This window comes from Vibrio sp. SCSIO 43133, from assembly GCF_023716845.1.
GTDB classification, from domain to species: domain Bacteria; phylum Pseudomonadota; class Gammaproteobacteria; order Enterobacterales; family Vibrionaceae; genus Vibrio; species Vibrio mediterranei.
Window position 1 is genome coordinate 998,250 of record NZ_CP068025.1, and the last position, 16,638, is coordinate 1,014,887.

The 16,638-nt window shown below is 39.9% G+C and carries 14 protein-coding genes; 6 read left to right on the top strand and 8 right to left on the bottom strand.

Annotation, left to right across the window (positions count from 1 at the left end):
* Positions 1 to 170 precede the first annotated feature (170 nt).
* The gene (locus JKJ11_RS21405) at positions 171 to 779 is read left to right on the top strand and encodes an AraC family transcriptional regulator (protein WP_252039985.1); all 609 of its coding nucleotides are present in this window, start codon (positions 171 to 173) and stop codon (positions 777 to 779) included.
* Here the strand turns inward: JKJ11_RS21405 and JKJ11_RS21410 are convergent.
* The 5 genes from JKJ11_RS21410 to JKJ11_RS21430 all read right to left on the bottom strand — a co-directional run bounded on the left by JKJ11_RS21410 (position 776) and on the right by JKJ11_RS21430 (position 5,842).
* Positions 776 to 1,087 carry a winged helix-turn-helix domain-containing protein gene (locus JKJ11_RS21410; protein WP_006070946.1) on the bottom strand — a complete coding sequence of 104 codons (312 nt, stop codon included), beginning with the start codon at positions 1,085 to 1,087 and terminating at the stop codon, positions 776 to 778. The genes JKJ11_RS21405 and JKJ11_RS21410 overlap by 4 nt on opposite strands.
* A gap of 156 nt (positions 1,088 to 1,243) precedes the next feature.
* Positions 1,244 to 1,867, bottom strand: coding sequence for a response regulator transcription factor (locus JKJ11_RS21415; protein WP_006070943.1), 624 nt, complete (start codon positions 1,865 to 1,867; stop codon positions 1,244 to 1,246).
* Between the two features lie 102 nt (positions 1,868 to 1,969).
* A complete protein-coding gene (locus tag JKJ11_RS21420) occupies positions 1,970 to 2,569 on the bottom strand; it encodes a response regulator transcription factor (RefSeq protein ID WP_006070942.1) in 600 nt (199 codons plus the stop codon).
* An 11-nt stretch (positions 2,570 to 2,580) separates the two neighbouring features.
* A complete protein-coding gene (locus JKJ11_RS21425) occupies positions 2,581 to 3,711 on the bottom strand; it encodes an EAL domain-containing response regulator (RefSeq protein ID WP_006070941.1) in 1,131 nt (376 codons plus the stop codon).
* A complete protein-coding gene (locus JKJ11_RS21430; protein ID WP_110165279.1) occupies positions 3,704 to 5,842 on the bottom strand; it encodes an ATP-binding protein in 2,139 nt (712 codons plus the stop codon). Before JKJ11_RS21430 ends, JKJ11_RS21425 begins: the two co-directional genes overlap by 8 nt.
* A 336-nt stretch (positions 5,843 to 6,178) precedes the next feature.
* Between JKJ11_RS21430 and JKJ11_RS21435 the strand changes: the two genes are divergently transcribed.
* The 5 genes from JKJ11_RS21435 to JKJ11_RS21455 all read left to right on the top strand — a co-directional run bounded on the left by JKJ11_RS21435 (position 6,179) and on the right by JKJ11_RS21455 (position 12,096).
* On the top strand, positions 6,179 to 7,099 hold the full coding sequence (locus JKJ11_RS21435) for a LysR family transcriptional regulator (RefSeq protein WP_236111729.1): 921 nt from the start codon (positions 6,179 to 6,181) through the stop codon (positions 7,097 to 7,099).
* Positions 7,100 to 7,424: 325 nt separating this feature from the next.
* A complete protein-coding gene (locus tag JKJ11_RS21440; RefSeq protein ID WP_006070936.1) occupies positions 7,425 to 8,012 on the top strand; it encodes a fimbrial protein in 588 nt (195 codons plus the stop codon).
* 73 nt (positions 8,013 to 8,085) lie between these two features.
* Positions 8,086 to 10,506: a fimbria/pilus outer membrane usher protein gene (locus JKJ11_RS21445; RefSeq protein ID WP_252039986.1), complete on the top strand. Its 2,421-nt coding sequence runs from the start codon at positions 8,086 to 8,088 to the stop codon at positions 10,504 to 10,506.
* Positions 10,507 to 10,514: 8 nt separating this feature from the next.
* Positions 10,515 to 11,222: a fimbrial biogenesis chaperone gene (locus JKJ11_RS21450; protein ID WP_031496453.1), complete on the top strand. Its 708-nt coding sequence runs from the start codon at positions 10,515 to 10,517 to the stop codon at positions 11,220 to 11,222.
* Positions 11,197 to 12,096, top strand: coding sequence for an OmpA family protein (locus JKJ11_RS21455; protein WP_252039987.1), 900 nt, complete (start codon positions 11,197 to 11,199; stop codon positions 12,094 to 12,096). Before JKJ11_RS21450 ends, JKJ11_RS21455 begins: the two co-directional genes overlap by 26 nt.
* A gap of 280 nt (positions 12,097 to 12,376) precedes the next feature.
* Here JKJ11_RS21455 and JKJ11_RS21460 read toward each other — a convergent pair whose 3' ends face one another.
* The 3 genes from JKJ11_RS21460 to JKJ11_RS21470 form a co-directional block, all read right to left on the bottom strand.
* Positions 12,377 to 13,216 carry a hypothetical protein gene (locus JKJ11_RS21460; protein ID WP_236111733.1) on the bottom strand — a complete coding sequence of 280 codons (840 nt, stop codon included), beginning with the start codon at positions 13,214 to 13,216 and terminating at the stop codon, positions 12,377 to 12,379.
* A 253-nt stretch (positions 13,217 to 13,469) separates the two neighbouring features.
* Complete coding sequence (locus JKJ11_RS21465) at positions 13,470 to 14,474, bottom strand: hypothetical protein (RefSeq protein ID WP_252039988.1); 1,005 nt, start codon at positions 14,472 to 14,474, stop codon at positions 13,470 to 13,472.
* A gap of 190 nt (positions 14,475 to 14,664) precedes the next feature.
* Complete coding sequence (locus tag JKJ11_RS21470; protein ID WP_252039989.1) at positions 14,665 to 16,632, bottom strand: beta-prism lectin domain-containing protein; 1,968 nt, start codon at positions 16,630 to 16,632, stop codon at positions 14,665 to 14,667.
* Positions 16,633 to 16,638 lie beyond the last annotated feature (6 nt).

The window sequence follows — 16,638 nt, forward strand, 5'->3', positions numbered from 1 at the left end:
ATTCTACGCTTAGTGTATAGAGACCGCAGCTAACTTAAGTCTATTTTTGTTAAGGTCAGACCACACTTTTGCATGATTGTTCAGCACAGCGCACATAAAAGTGCGATCTTTGGTTGGATTTGGGATTCACTCACGGTAATCTACGCGCAGTTTAACTACCAAAGATCATCATGAACCACGCCATAGACTTTCAATCCATCAGCTACGACTTGCTGACCATTACATCTCGTAAAAAGACACTACATAATCAGCTGTTCAGAGTTGAAAGTGGAAAGGTATTGTTGAAGCTTGGAAAAAATGAATATGTCTTTAACACCGGTGATGCTTTTTGGCTACCTATCGAGTGTTTGATGAGCTTAACCATCCTTCCAAACAGTCAGCTAAGCTTGGTTAAATTATCGGTAAGACTTGCAGATCAGTTTCCTAAGAAAGCTGGCAAGGTTCATTTGAGCCCACTTTCTAAAGCACTGCTAGATAAACTACTTCATGAAAGCGATTTAGCGACCGTTAAAGACTTACTGCAAGTCGTGCGACGTGAGATTATTGAACTGCAACCTAAGCTCGCTCAAACGCCAGAATGCTTGGCGATAAGCAAATGGCAGCCTAAGACCGATAGTATTTCTGGTGAGTTATCACTTGTGCTATTGGTGAGAGAAGCTCGCAAACAACGATTGTCAGGTACAAAGTTAGACGTCATCTGTGACAATCTTTTTGCAGGAAATAGAGAACAATTGCAGCTGCTTTCTCTAAGTCTACTAGGCAATACCGAACTAGACTAACCGATATTACCACCCACAAAATTTATGTTCATAAGACAGTAACCAAAACCGCGAATATTAACGACGTCAAACTCGGTTTTGGACTCCCTTAGAACATTACGGCATTTGTGAATCGTATGCGTTAAGTTATTATCCGTCACCGGACGTTGCCAAACATAGTCTTTGATGTTGTATTTCGAAACTATGTGGTTTTCTCCATAACGAGAAAAAACACATAAAGTACGAACTGTAAGCATCGACATATTGGTGAGGGAGTTCATCTCAACGACTTTTTCCTCATCAATTTTTAGTTTCAGCCCTAAATACATTTGAAGCTTATTTAGTTGCTCACACCCAGTGCAAGAACTCAAATCACACACATGTTCACATTTCACCGAAATATAACCTTAAGCTGACTATTAGCTACCATTTTTATCTTGGTTTTATGATAGCTAATAGTCGATATGCATATCATAGGAGTTATGCTACCTCGCTGTAAGAAAGCTCTCACAAGCATTCACTTTCGGTACAAGATCCATGATATTGGATACGTCAAATTTCTCTAACACTCGCTTTTTATAGGTTGAGACAGTTTTATCACTGATATTCAGTCGACGAGCTACCTCTTTATTTCTATGGCCTTCAGTAAGTAATTTAAGTACTGTTAATTCTCGGTCTGAGAGTTGAACTTCATTAACTTGCTCATGGTTCTGATGTTTTTTAAATGCATAGCCATTGGCCGCAGCCATTAGACAAGCTTCTAGGGTTTCGATTGAGTCTAGACGAGATACGACGCCCATAATCCCCATAGTGTTAAATAGTCGCATGTAAGACATAGACGTATTCATACTATAAGCAATGGTATAAATATGAGGTCGTGATTCTGACAGAAAGGTCATCAACTCAGACGCAGCAGATAGGTCACTCATTGGATCAAACAGGATACAGTGCACCGATTTAGTTTGAGTGATGGTATGAACATCAGAATAATCTCGAAGACTATAGATGTTACCTGCGAATGACTGATTGGTAATAAGCTCGGTTAATGACTGACGTAATAATGGTTGGGGTTCGACAACAATAAAGTTGATAGAATTTTCTTGTAACATGACTACCTCGTAGATTAATTAACTTGAGTAATCCATTACCGAGGCGCCATAGTATTTAAATTTGTTTCACTGCGGGGAAAAGCTAGTTTTCCTAAAAAGAAATCACTTTAAGATATAGCTCGAGTTTTTGACTAGCATAAACACAGAACGCACATCGTATTTGTCCAGAATTCGACGTTTGTAAGTACTAACCGTCTTCTCACTAATGTTCATCCTTCGAGCAATTTCTTTGTTTGTATGTCCATCCAATAACAGTCGAAGCACAGCACTCTCACGAGTAGATAGCTTGATTGTTCCGTTGCCGTGAGAAGTGGCCGTATTAATTTGGCGAAAATAGGTGTAACCACTATTTACTGCTTTAATCGCATCAGCAACTCTAGAAACACTTTCTTTTTTGTCCAAGTAACCGGAAGCTCCTGCACTGACTGCTAAATCAGAACACAATTTTTCATCTTTACTCGAAATAACAATGACTTTACCATCAAAGCCAAACCGTTTTGCTTTGTGAAGTAAATCGAAACCATCATCATCACCCAACTCAATATCTAATACGAGGATATCAATCTTATTCTCAGCCAAAAAAGACAACGCTTTTTTGGCATTAAACGCTTGTTCAACAACAACATTTTCAAAGTTCTCTTCAATTACATTTTCGAGCGCCGCACACACTAGCGGATGATCATCAACGATCAAAATATTCATTCATTAAACCTCTATACTTTTGGGCTTGGTTTACCCAACAAAAAACCCTGACATATATCAAACCTTAGCTCTTGGGCTAATTGAAGCAGGTCATGATTTTCTACTCCTTCTGCCACCGTTTGGATATTCAGTTCTCGACAAACTGAGACTATATTTTTTATCAACGCGTACGTTTTTTCATTTTCATTTCCTGCCAACAAAAGCTGCCTAGATATCTTTAGCTCATGAAACGAAAGATTCGCTAGCTTTCTAAAAGTCGCATGGTCGTCACCAAAATCATCGATTGAGAACTTCACACCCACTAGAGATAACTTGTTGAATGCGTATAGAAATGCACTATCTAACAAGTAACTTCTCCCTTCCGTAATTTCGATAATGATTTTGTTAAAATCAAAACCAAACGATTCGACTAAATCAATGATGGAGCTCACCATTCCTGGATTAGAGAAAATATCCGGCGGTGCATTAATAGAAAACGTCACATCGACATTATTTGATTTCCAGTAACGAATCGCCTTCTCCAAACTGAGTAAAAAGAGTTGGCAATAGAAACTTGTTGGTAGGTCATCCGTTAAGAATCGTGCCGCGGGTATCGTGCCTTGTATAGGATGCTCGAAACGAGAAAGCACCTCATAACCAACGACTTGTTGTGAATCCAGCGCAACCTTTTTTTGGTAGTAATTCACTATCTGGTTTCGGTATAACGCCGTAAGTAACTCATGCAGTTGAAAGTCGTCATCAAGTCCATTAGGCCGGATACTTTCGCTCAACATCAGTGACTGCAGAGTCTCTTCTAACGTATCAATACAAAATGGCTTCTGTAGAAAGTTTACATGCTTAAACCCTAACTGATTCGCCATTAGTACCACCGATTGAGAAAAACCTTGAGCAATAGAGCTGATCATCAAAATCGGGACAGATTTATCAATCGAAGCCAGTCTTTTTATGAAGTCTAGGCCATCACAAACAGGCATATCGACATCACAAATGATCAGTTCAAATGTCTCGGTTGCTAAGATTCTAGACGCAACTTCTCCATTTGCTGCGTGCTGTATCGTGTCGGCTCCTAGATCGTTTAAATAAACGCTGGTTACTTCTCTATCGATGTTACTATCGTCAATCAACAAAACGCTGTTATACATTACTACTTCCAACTTCTCTCAATTTATTTGATAGAACCTCGATCAAGACCTTTTTACCCTCAAGAATCTCCTCAATATTTCTCGATTCTAAACACTGACTCTCTAATTGCCCTGCCACATCGCCCACTTCAAACTCCCCTATTGAGTTAGCTCCACCCTTTATTTTATGAGCGATTTTTCTAATTATCTCTTCATCAACTGCCGACTTTAGAAGATATAAGTCGTTGGTCATTGTTTCTCTAAATACTTGGACCAAACGTTTTCTTTTATCATCAGATAACGTGGACATATAACTGGATATTTTCTGGTTCTTCCCAGATGAAGTTTTGTACTTCGCCTTGTTACTTGATATTACTTCGAATAGCCTTTTAACTTCGAAAGGCTTTAAAATAATGTCATCAAAATCGAGCATTTTTCTGCGCAACGACTTCGAATGCTCCGCAGTACAGCCAACGATAGGCTTGTACTTGAATGACGATAAATTCTCTCTCACCCATCTAACTAACGATATTCCATCCATCTTCGGCATGTGGACATCCGTAATCAACATATCGTAGTGCTCTCCATTTACTTGCAACTCCTTTTTTGCCTCAAGGCCATCTGACACAATCACCGCATTAATGCCCAACAGGTCCATTTGCTCACTCAACATATATTGGTTAATAGGATTATCTTCCGCTATTAATACCTTTAGCCCTGCCAAGTTGTTGACACCACCACTAGTAAAGCCTCGATTTTTGGTACCGATTTTCTCTTTACACTTGTAAAACAGATCTGGATAGAAAGGTTCAGTACTAATTTCCCAGATTCCGTACTTTTCGTTGAATCCCATTCCTAAACGTTTGTCATTGATCAGGATGTAGCTGTCTCTGTCATCTTTACTCTTCAATTCATCGATAGAGTCGATTATTTTTATGCATTTATCTTTTTCTTCGCATGAAGAGAACCAGTTACTAATATGGGTATTTTGTCCTGTGTAGTTAAAGCATATTTTCGTTTTCTTATACTCGTAACTTTTCAGTGGCAAAGAGATCATGACACTCGTGCCCTCACCCTCTGTTGAATTAATCGAGATATAGCCTGACATCAACGTGGTGAGCTTTTTAACGATCGCTAAACCAAGACCTGTGCCGCCATATTTTCGCTCAATTGAATCATCGGCCTGACGAAATGGGTCGAATATCGATTCCAATTTATCTGGACTGATCCCGATACCCGTATCATCAACGATAATACTGATGTTCTGTTTAGTAGCTCGTACCGTTACTTTTATCTTTCCTTGTTCTGTAAACTTAACTGCATTAGAAAGGACGTTGTTGACTATCTGGCTAAGCCTTAAGGCATCCGTTAGGATAAATTCGATCTCACTACTATCCCATTGAGTTTCAAATACAAGACCCCTTTCTCTCGCTGAAGCTTCATGCAATCGAACCAAGTCCCCAAGAAGATCAGTATATGAAACAAACTCCTCGACTAAAGAAATGCCTTGGCTATCTAACTTACTGTAGTCAAGAATATCGTTAACCAATAATTGTAAGTTCTTTGCCGAGGACATAAGGCTTTTGAGCTTATAGTCATCAGCAATGTTTCGATTTTCATAAGACAACAATTCCAATAAACCAATCATTGATGCTATTGGCGTTCTTAGCTCATGACTCATTGTCGCCAGAAAACGCTCACGACTTTGCACAGCTTGCTCTGCAAGCCAGTGTGCTTTTTCAAGTGCCGAGCGCTGCTGGTACTCAGAGGTAACATCGTCAACTACCGTCAGCATTTTTTCACTGTTTGGTATCGTCCGCTTAGTCACGCGGATTTTGTCGATAAAACCAAATTCACATCGTTTTTTATATTGGGCATTTTTAAGATTGTGAATACTGTCTTCCTGTCCATCTATCTGTTGGTGAATGCCACAACCACCAGACTTTAGACATGAATCATAGTAAGGGCAGTTACACCCCTCTAAACCTTTGTCACTTTCTAGGAATATTAAGCTAGGAAGCTGGGAAATAATATTTTCCGTCCAAGACGGTATTTCATTACGGCCAGTGTCTAATTTCGAACGATTTCTTACCGAGAATACCAATACTGATAGTGCCGAAATTGCTAAACCCAGTGTAATAAGTAGGTACATTCTTACTTCCTCCCGGAGTGAGGACCTTAGACTAAGAAAGTCTTGCCCCAAGAAGCGAATGTAATTTGATTGGCTGAGTCCGCTATCACTAGGTTTATCATCTATAGTTAAAGAAAAATCACCAAATGCATATCCTAATGATGGGATAAGACAGACAGCTATAAAAGCTATAGTCTTAAATGAACCGCATGGCTTTCGCATTACATAACGCCTACAAGAAATAATATTCCTTAATCTTATCTTGTTGTGCTAAATTTCGATGTAAGACTGGATGACTCGTCAAGTACGAAATATACTACATAACACTATGTTTTATTATTTGAGAACTCTTAACCTATGAAACAGGTGGAAAACCTTCAGTTACTATATACGCTACTTGAAGTATATTACACGCAGAGTTTATCCGAGGCGGGGCGAAAGCTTGGTAAAACGACGAGTTCTGTGAGTAAGGATATTTCTAAGCTCAGAGAGCAATTAGATGATCCTCTTTTTGTACGCTCGAATAATCGGATGCTTCCTACCGAATATGTCAAAAATATTGCTCCCGAGATAGAGCAAATGCTAAGTGACATACGTCACACTTTAACGTCTAGAAATACTATTTCAAATGAAAATTATCGTAAACCTATAAAAGTAGCTATTACACACATACTAATGGAGCTATATGGTGACGAGATATCACTGCAGTTGTCAAAACAATTCCCCAGTGCAAAAATCGAACTAATGACATGGGATTCTCAAACAAATCAACACCTTCAAGATGAGAAAATAGATTTTGGCATTCACTTGAATCTTGTTTACCACCCGGGAAAAATCCGATACAAGCGCATTACTGCAACTAAACTGGTTGTGATTTGTCCTCAAGAAGATACTAACAAACCTTTGGAGCAACTATCACAAGAACGTGAATTTATGTTTCTTCGACTCAAAGACTGGAATGATGTTGAGTCCAACTTTTTCGATATAGCAGAAAAGAATGGTATTCCAATAAAACATTCTTTCGTCGTAGATAATTTAAGTACTGCGATGAAATTAGTTAACCAACAGAAGCTGTGTTTTATAGTACCAAAAATCATCGCCGACTATTACCGTTCACCATATATATTATGGCAACTTCCTACAAGAGGTATAATTATTGGCCTCTACCATCATGCTCAACAGAATGAAATGTTAACCAATATTTTTTATGACAGCATATCACAGATTCTTAAGTCTCCTCCTGCCACTTGTAGCTTGTTTGATAGTATTTATGAGTAGTATAAGAGTGACGTCATTGAATTTTCTTTAGCGTGTGTCCAAAAGGAAGCTATTGGTAAAAAACTCTCTGATATAAACCAAACTATTTCTTATCTATTCTAAAGTAAACTCTCCGAGTTTCAATCAATTATACATCCCCAAAAAACACTGCACACAGTTATCTGACACCTGTGTGAGAATAATACTACACCCAGACACGTCAATTCTCATTAATATCTTTAAACCGTTAAGTAAAATAGAACATGCCTTTGTTATGGGAGGCAGAAAACTATATCAGTGTTATTAGGTATTATTGTAAATTTCAAATTCCAAAAGGATATATCGAATGAAAAAAAGTGTTCTGATTAAAAGTGTTTTAGCTAGCAGCATATTACTAGTTAGTGCAGGTTCTTACGCAGCTGATGGCACTATTACTTTCAACGGTAAAGTAACTGCTGCTTCATGTACCGTTACTGGTGGTGCAACCGGTGGTGGTAGCGCATCTACTAATCTAAACGTGACACTACCGAGCATTACTACAGGAAGTATTGGCACAACTAAAGGTGACTTAGCTGGTATGACAGCATTTACCATCACGCTAACCGATTGTAAGAGCCAATCAACCACAGCTGAAAAAATGCGTGTTGCTTTTTCCGGTGTTGGTGATCCAGCAAACCAATACGTACTAAAAAACACAGCTAGCACTACTCCTGCTGGTGGTGTGGGTATCCAACTACTCAAGGAAGATGGCGTTAGCATCATCGACATTAACGGTGGTAGCAATAAAGCTGACGAAACAACGCTTCCAACAAGTGCAGAAACTGCAGAATCTTACATCCTCAATTTCAACGCAGCTTATGTCAATGTAAGTGGCTCTGCACCTACTGCAGGTACCGTAACTTCAGTCGCAAACTACACCATCGAATACAACTAAAGCTTACGCGTTCGCATACCACCCGGAGTCAGTTCCTCTTCGGAGCTGACTCCCTGATTTCTGTCGGTACAGCATGAAGAATCATCAATTTTTAAGCTTCATCCCACTATTGTTTTCATATCAAGTATTCGGTTCAGACTTCGACTTGAGCTTTATGAATAGCGATATTTCTGGTGAAAAACTTGATACACGCTGGTTTGAACAAGCTATTGCACCTGGTGAGCACATGATCGATGTTGAGCTCAATGGGCTTAGTTCTCAACGTATGCTTGTCGAGTTCAAACAATCTGCTGCCAACGATATCCAACCTTGTCTTTCGAAAATTCAACTGCTGGATTTAAATATTAAACTGCCGGAAGTTGGAAAAAGCTGCTATACCGTCACAGACATCAGCCCGATGGCGACGGCTAACTATATTTCTTCACGATCGCTGCTCGTGCTTACTGTACCCGACATTAACATCGAGAAGAAAGACGGTAAATTGAAGACACCTCCATCTAAATGGGATCAGGGTGTCAACAGCGTTAAGCTGAATTACAACTCTTATATTAGCGGAACAAGCAATTCATCCGCCGTTAATGGCTACCTCGGTGTTCAAGGGTTGGCAACATTTGGCATGTGGCGACTCAAAGGCGGCGGTAACCTCTATAAGAATGGCGATGCATTTAGCTCGAACTTGAGTGATTTCTTTGTATATAGAGATATAGATAGCATTACTTCTAGAGCCAATTTCGGTGAAATTCGTTCAAGCAACATCTCCGCAATTAACGGCTCACTACCACTAACGGGCCTTAGTCTTGCTAAAGCAACCGGAATGTATAAATCTCACTGGAATAATTACGTTCCCGTTCTTAAAGATGTCGCCTTAAGTTCGGCCAAAGTTACCGTGCTCCAAAACGGACTCGTACTATACAGTCGCGTTGTGCCACCTGGTGAGTTTGAAATTGATGATCTTGACGTTTCAAGTACAGGTGCCGATTTAGAGCTCGTCATCGAAGAAAGTAACGGTCAAATTCGACGCAGAACTATTCCATTTACTAAGCTACCATCCCTACTTCGTGAGGGCAGCTTTAATTACTCCGTCTCAGCAGGTCAATACCGTAATTCGAACTCTTCTGTTCAGCCAGCGGTATTAACAGGCGGTCTAGAGTATGGACTGGGCGTGATTACGCCTAAATTCTCATCATTACTTTCCGAGCAATATTATTACGGCGAACTGGGCGTGACCTATGACTTAGGCCAATTTGGAGCTATGTCTTTTGAAAGTGGCGCAACACGTTATACGAGTTTTGAGGATAACCAACAACACAGCGGATTTATCTTAAAGAGCTTGTATGCGAAACAATTCTACCGTTCAGCAACCAGTTTACAGTTGGTTGGTTATCAATACCGATCGCCCGATTTTCTAAGCTTCGAAGAGTTTGTCTCTACAGCAAGTGACATGGACAGTAATGAACAGACTCGACTTGGACTGCGTAACCGATTTGAGGTATCGGTGAACCAACCCATTAGTGAAGCAACATTGTACTTATCATATAAGTATGACACCTACCACAATTCATCCTTGAGTGGCACATCACTGTACTCATCTTTGAATTTTAATCTTGGTCGTGTTTCCGTTGGTATGAATTACACGATTAGTGACACTGTGCAAACCAATTATGGTGTGAGTAGTGATAAGAGAATTGGTTTATCTCTATCGTTACCATTTGGAGAAAACAACGACTCTAGTGTGGTGTTCTCATCAACACACGAGCAAAACACTGGTGCACTTAATAATCAGTTGTCGTACAACGGTAGAACCGGAAATTACGACTACAGCACGACAGTCAGTCAAACCTCAAATGATACAAAAACTGGCAATACTTCCGTCTCGGCCATGGTAAGAAACTCGACACCTTACGGTCAGTTTTCTGCAAATGTCGAGTCTAATGGAGAGACAACGTCAGGGAGTCTCAGCGCCAACGGTGGTTTACTCATCTATGACGGGGGAATTGTTGCAGCTCAGTATCTAGGGGAAACCACCGCAGTTGTAAAGGTGGATGATGCGGAGAATCTGATTGTTAATCACAACCCAACACTCAGGACAAACAAGGACGGTATTGCTGTTATTCCTTACTCAAATGATTACGGCTCTAATAAAGTCTACATCAATGCAGAAGAGAACTCAGACGTTCAATTAGTGGAGTTCAGCAAAAACTACGTTCCAAGACGAGGCTCTACGGTCCTTATAGATCTGAAAGCTCGTGTAGGTAAACGTGTACTGGTGAAACTTAATACAGACGCAAACCTATTTGGAGAACCTGTTGTTTCACTCGATAACCAATCAGATGAGATGTCATTTGTTGGTACTGACAATATTGTTTATCTGTCAGGGATTAAACCTGACCAATCAGCAACTTTTGTTGTTGGTTCTGGTCTTTGTGAATTTTCAATCAGTGTAAGTCCTGACTCTAAAAGTTTGCAGGACATCGTTGAGCGAAGCTGTAATTAGGTACAAATATGTTATTGAGATCGTTATTAGTCATTGTTGTTAGTCTATTTCCAATTATTGAAGCGCACGCGGGAGTGCGCCCTATTAATACTAGGGAGATAATTACAACAACCAAAGAACATCAAGTTGACATCATCAATGATTCTGCAAGTGAATATCTGGTGCAATCTTGGATTGAGGATAGCGATGGCAACACTCGGGACCTGCCGCTAGTACTTACGCCACCTATCTTTAAGCTAGGCGCTAATGAACAAGGTTTTGTGAGAATTCTACCGATTGAAAACAAACTAGCCAAAGATAGAGAGAGCATTTTCTTCCTTTCGGTACAAGAGATCCCTAAGAAAGCGGAAACTGACCAGAACCAGCTAAATATTGCCGTCAGAACTCGGATCAAGGTCATCGTTCGTCCCGACCAATTGGATATGACCGGGCTTCTTGATGCAGCTAAACAGCTGTCTTGGAACATCATTGAAGAAGACGGGAAAAAATACCTTCAATCAACGAACAATACCCCTTATTACCTAAGCCTTGGTCACCTAAAGGTCATTAATGGCAGTGTATCTAAAATACTCGATGATAGGTTCAAAATGACGCCACCTTTTGGTCAACAAAAGTATGCGGTACCTAAGGGAATGGACATTAAAAATATGTCCTTGGAATACGGCATTATCAATGATTATGGTGGTTTAAGTGAAATTCAAACTGTTAACTTTTAGTATCTGTTTAACACTCTCTGCGGGAGCATGGACTGCTCCCGATACCGTTTCTCCCATCAATGACGAGAACGACTATCTTGGGTTTGCCGCGGGCTATCAGCCTACTAATGATTATTTTTCTCCTAACATCATATATGGAGTAAACATAACACCAGACTTGGTAGTTGAATCACGTCTTGGTTATAACAACACACAACTCGATAACAAACACCTGTTAGCTCGAATCTCCTTGTTTGGTCGCTCACAACTCGATTCTGGCACTGCCCTACTATACGGACCATTCATTCAATATGAAGATGAAACGCATCCATTTAGAACCGGCTTTTCCAGTGTTATTAAACATCATTTAGACAGCGATGTGGCACTGTTTGGCGGTGTATCTGCGGTTATCAAAAAAGAATCGGATGTCAAAGTTCTTCCAGAATTTATATTGGGCATTACTTGGGCAATTCCTGGACCAGAGCCAACTCGCGCTAGACCTCTAGATCCCCGACCTGCTGTAATACAGCAAACATCTGAGAAAGTGGCAGTACAATCAACGCTCCCACCAGAAAGAGCCATTGTCGAAGCAACACATGTGTTCAAAGTAAACTCAAGCTATATAAGCAATGAAAAAGTGCTTAAAGAAAGTATCCAGTATCTTCACCAACACCCAGATATGAGTATTCGAATTGTCAACAAGCACTCGTTAGGCGGAACCGCGGCTTATAATAAATGGTTGGGGCAAAGAAGAGTAGAAAGATTGCGTGTTTTTTATACCGAAAATGGTATTGATAAACAAAGGATGGATATTAAGTCTTCATTTAAAGATCAAGATAAACTTGGCCAACCATTGGTACAGTTCTCGTATTTCGAAACAACCAAAGATAATTAGTACACTCTTCACTACCTCTATTCATACGTAACGTTAAAAGCCTGCTTGATAGTAGGCTTTTAATTTCTCCTATGATGTTGGATTCCAAATGTCTTCACGTCAATTACCGCTATCAGCCAATAATATCGTTGATTGTTTTAGAGGATAGTATAAGCCAGACGTAATATGAGAATTAAATTCGATGTAGCCTAAGGATCATAATGACAGAAGATGTGATGATTGAAGCTCTAAAGACCATCAACAATCACTATCCGTGACTGTTGATGTAAGAAAGAAGAAACTAGTTATATCTAACCGTAATTTGCGTTTGAAAGCTAAAATTCCCGTATCCCGATGACGATCCCAATTGGAATTTAGCACGCATTGGAATAGTGAAGCTGTTTCCTTGAGCATCGTTACTAAACTCGTACATTGTAGAGAACAACATCTGCGATTCCGAACCCAGATTATTGAAAATGTTCATTAATACGATCTGACCGTTACCATTATATAGAAGTGAACTTTTGTCCAAGCTTAAAGACACATTAGTCATATTGACTGGAGTAACAGTTAACTGAACGTTATTTTGCATCACAGACTTATCTGCACAGTTTAACGCTATGTTGAAGTAGCTACTAACTTCATCCCTCACACCTTTTACTAACGCAGGGACTTCGACGTTAGTTGGATGGGTAACATTGCAAGAAGCATTATATACCGGGATTTGTTGAGAGTTAGGGACACTAGATGGGCTAACATATGCACTACCACCGGTATTATAAATAAAACTTGCTAGGTTATATTGAGTAGCAAGATTTAGTGTTACTGAACTGGCGTTCTGAATCTCACCAGACTTAATGACGTTGAACATTGGTTGATTGAACGTGCCACTGATATTTTGGTTGTTTCCATATGTTGGTTTTTTGAACTGATTAAAGATTATTTCGTTATTAACACCTGCAACACCTCCAACCATAAAAGTGCCTTCTAATACGATACCTTCTACATTACTTCGAAACTTCTTTTCTCCAATATAGCTTCCAGCTGCCCCTCGGGTACCAACCTGTAGTACCACGCCATTGTTAGTAAAACTTTGAGTTTTGCAGGAGTAATTCGTCGAAAGGATTAATTGACCTAACACCTCGCCATCTTTATAGACTTCATTCGAACTAGGTAGGTTAACACCGGAGTATGTTAGCTTTTGATTTGTAAAAGTGCACTCGCCGCTATTTAAGGCTAAGACTGCTTTGCTAGCGAAGACCAACAGTAGAATTAAAAATCTAGATAGGTTCATTAAATGTCATGCTCAGTTCTATAAAACGCATGCCATTATATATTCGAAATCAACACTTCAAAGTACGATTATTCTTACTTCAATGTAGGCAGAAGGATAATTAGTTATACCTAACAGCAACCTGAGTCTGAAAACTAAAATTTCCATAACCTGATGAAGAACCTAATTGGAACTTTGCTCGCATAGGGATTGTAAAGCTACTTCCCTGACTACTGTTACTGAATGGGTACATAGTTGAAAATTGCATCATCGCTTCTGTACTATTAACACTATTAAAGATGTTCATTAAAACCATCTGATTGCGGTCATTAAAAACCAATGTCGTCTTGTCTCCAGTCATTGTTACGTTCGTCATATTTACTGGAGTGACAGTTAGCTGCACGTTATTTTGCATGACGGATTTATCGACACAATTGAGGACTATGTTAAAGTAACTGCTTACTTCATCTCTAATACCTTTAACCAGAGCGGGGACTTGAACGTTTGTAGGATGTGTCACACTGCATGATGCATTATAAACTGGAATGGGAGCGGTATCTGGAACATTGGTTGGACTAAAGTAGACGCCACCAGTTGTCGCCGTATTGTAGATAAAACTGACTAACCTAAATGGATTTTGAAGATTTAGTGTTACCGATGTAGCACTGCTTATTTCACCAGATTTAATGACATCAAATAATGGTTGGTTGAACGTTCCACTTACATTTTGATTGTTAGAATATTGCGGCTTTTTGAACTGTTTGAATATAACCTCATTACTAAAGCTTGCCGCCTGTGCTACTGTGAATTTTGCCTCAAGAACAATCCCAGCAACATTACTGTTATACCGCTTAGCACTTATGTGACTGTTTCCTGCTCCTCTAGTTCCAACTTGGAGTACCACACTATTATTTGTTATCGAGTTTGTCTTACAAGAATAGTTGGTTGACAATATAAGTTGCCCCAAAACCTCACCATCTTTATACACGTCATTTGAACTAGGAAGGTTAACCCCTGAGTATGTTAGTTTTTGATTAGAGTATGTACATTCACCACTATTTAGTGCATAAGTATAGTAAGAAAAAAATAACGACAACGAAAATAGTACGAATTTAATTAATTTCATTGATTGTCAATCGCTTCTGGTCTAAGAATACATGTCTATTATATATTCTGTGCAATTATCTTTAAGTAAGATTTTTCCCACCTGAATGCCGGCATTTTCCTTCACTAAATCATATCGTACGCTTAGTATTACTAAATAAAAGGCTCCTTAATAGGAACCTTTTAAATGTTTAAGCTAGGTAAATCTTGAATCAATCCCCAAACTTGAGTTGTAAACCACTTACCAACCAACCATTGGACCAAACGTTCAAACCTTTGACCTCCTGCCCCGCAGGCACAGCCGCACTTTGCTCTGTACGATTAGTCGCATAGCGCTTAGAACCGATCAACTTTTGACTACCATTCTGATAGTGAAATGTTAGAGCAACTAACTGACGGCCACCCCATCGAAAATCACCTCTTGTCGCCGTAACCGATTTTAGACCCGTTAGGCTAACTTGATACAAGCCGCCACCTGAGCCACCATGAAGGTTACTACGAGAGGTTCCTATGGCATCAATGGCAGCTCCCGCTCGAATATATAGCACTTTCGAAGAGGAAACTGACTGCGTAGCTGCGTTGTTACTTTTTACGCCTAAAACCGAACTCCAAGTAACCTCGCTATCGCTTTTATCACCACTTAACACCCACTGATTATTGATATAGGTAACGACTAAGGTTTCACCACGTTTAGGTGTGTAAGTTGTATCACCATTAACCACATTAAAGTGGTATGTAGATTTACGCTCAAACTTCAAACGGGTGAATTCTTGAACGCCCTCAGGAAGTACAAAGTTTCTAGTCCAATGCCCATCAGACGTGACCAGGTGTAGATCGCCCTTCTCAGTGATGAGGTTTTTTAAAGCCAGGCTACTGTTTTCGAGACTGCGTAACAGCGTATTACCGTTGACTAGGTAAAAACTGTAGTTTTTATCTACGGAAATACTAAACGACTTGGCGCGATCATTTGGATAGCCAGAGCCAGTCCAAAATCGTGCTTGGTTGTAAGTTCCGAGCTTACTGTTACCACCAAGGTCAGAATATAAAGTAATGGTAAGACCCGGATGCATTGTGATGGTAGAGAGCGTACGCTGAAGTCCAGATTTCAGCGGGGTAAGTTGCTCGATTTTCTCTCCAACTTCTACACACTGGCTGATTGCCCGTTCGAATTCACCATAATGCAATGCATGGTGCTGAAAGAAACAACCATAAGTGTCATCTCTCTCAAGAAAAACGTGTTTACCCTTATCCCCAACTGTATTACCTAGGTAAGTAGCGGATTTATTCCATGTGTCGTTAATCGTTGAGTTATGGCCAGAAAAATTACCGACCGTTGCTCGGTACCCTGATTTGATAGTAAGGCTGCTCGAGTCTACCAATCCATAATTTGCCATTAAGTGTGGAAACTTCGGCGAGGTCATGTCCTTAGAATGGTTTATCTCTTCTTCATCAAAGCACTTCTTGTTGCCCTTATAGTTGGGGTGCTGATACAAGCATAGAACAGATTCTTCAGGCTCCGGTTCTACTGGAGAACTATCAATTTCATAACTTGGTGTGCATGATTCAATGTAAGTCGGCTCATCTAAATAGAAACCACCGACCGAACACGCTTTAATGGTCTTCATATTAGACTCAATAGACGGCAGCGTGAGGAAAATTGAAGGTTGGCTGTAGCTGATCATATTCATTACCACATGACCATGTTGATCGAGTTGTTCGGTGTAGTGAAAACCAAACCTTCCACTAATAATGTCGAAGTTACTAATCGAGGTAGCAGGTTCCTCATATTTTAACGAATCATTATCGAGTACGCGCACTGTTAGATTAGCGGCATTTCCCACAGTGAACTTAGGCGACGAAGCTGACCTTAACGCATGGCTGGTCGACCATGATGTCGAACAGGTTGCTGTCTGTTCACTTGACACACAAAAACGTATATCTTTCATCGAACTGTTGGGAATTAAATAAGGTTTAGTGGAAATCGTTTTTCCTTCTTTCGTCACCCATTTAAGTTCAATGAGCTTATCGCCGACATAGTTTGTTGCAAGCTCATTATTTATTCTACCTAACAATATTTCACTGTCTTCAACTTTACTTTCAATATCAACTGACATTGCGTAAGCGCTTCCTAAAGGGCCAATTGCACCCAAGAGGAACAATAACGATGTTTTATTCATCATTAACTC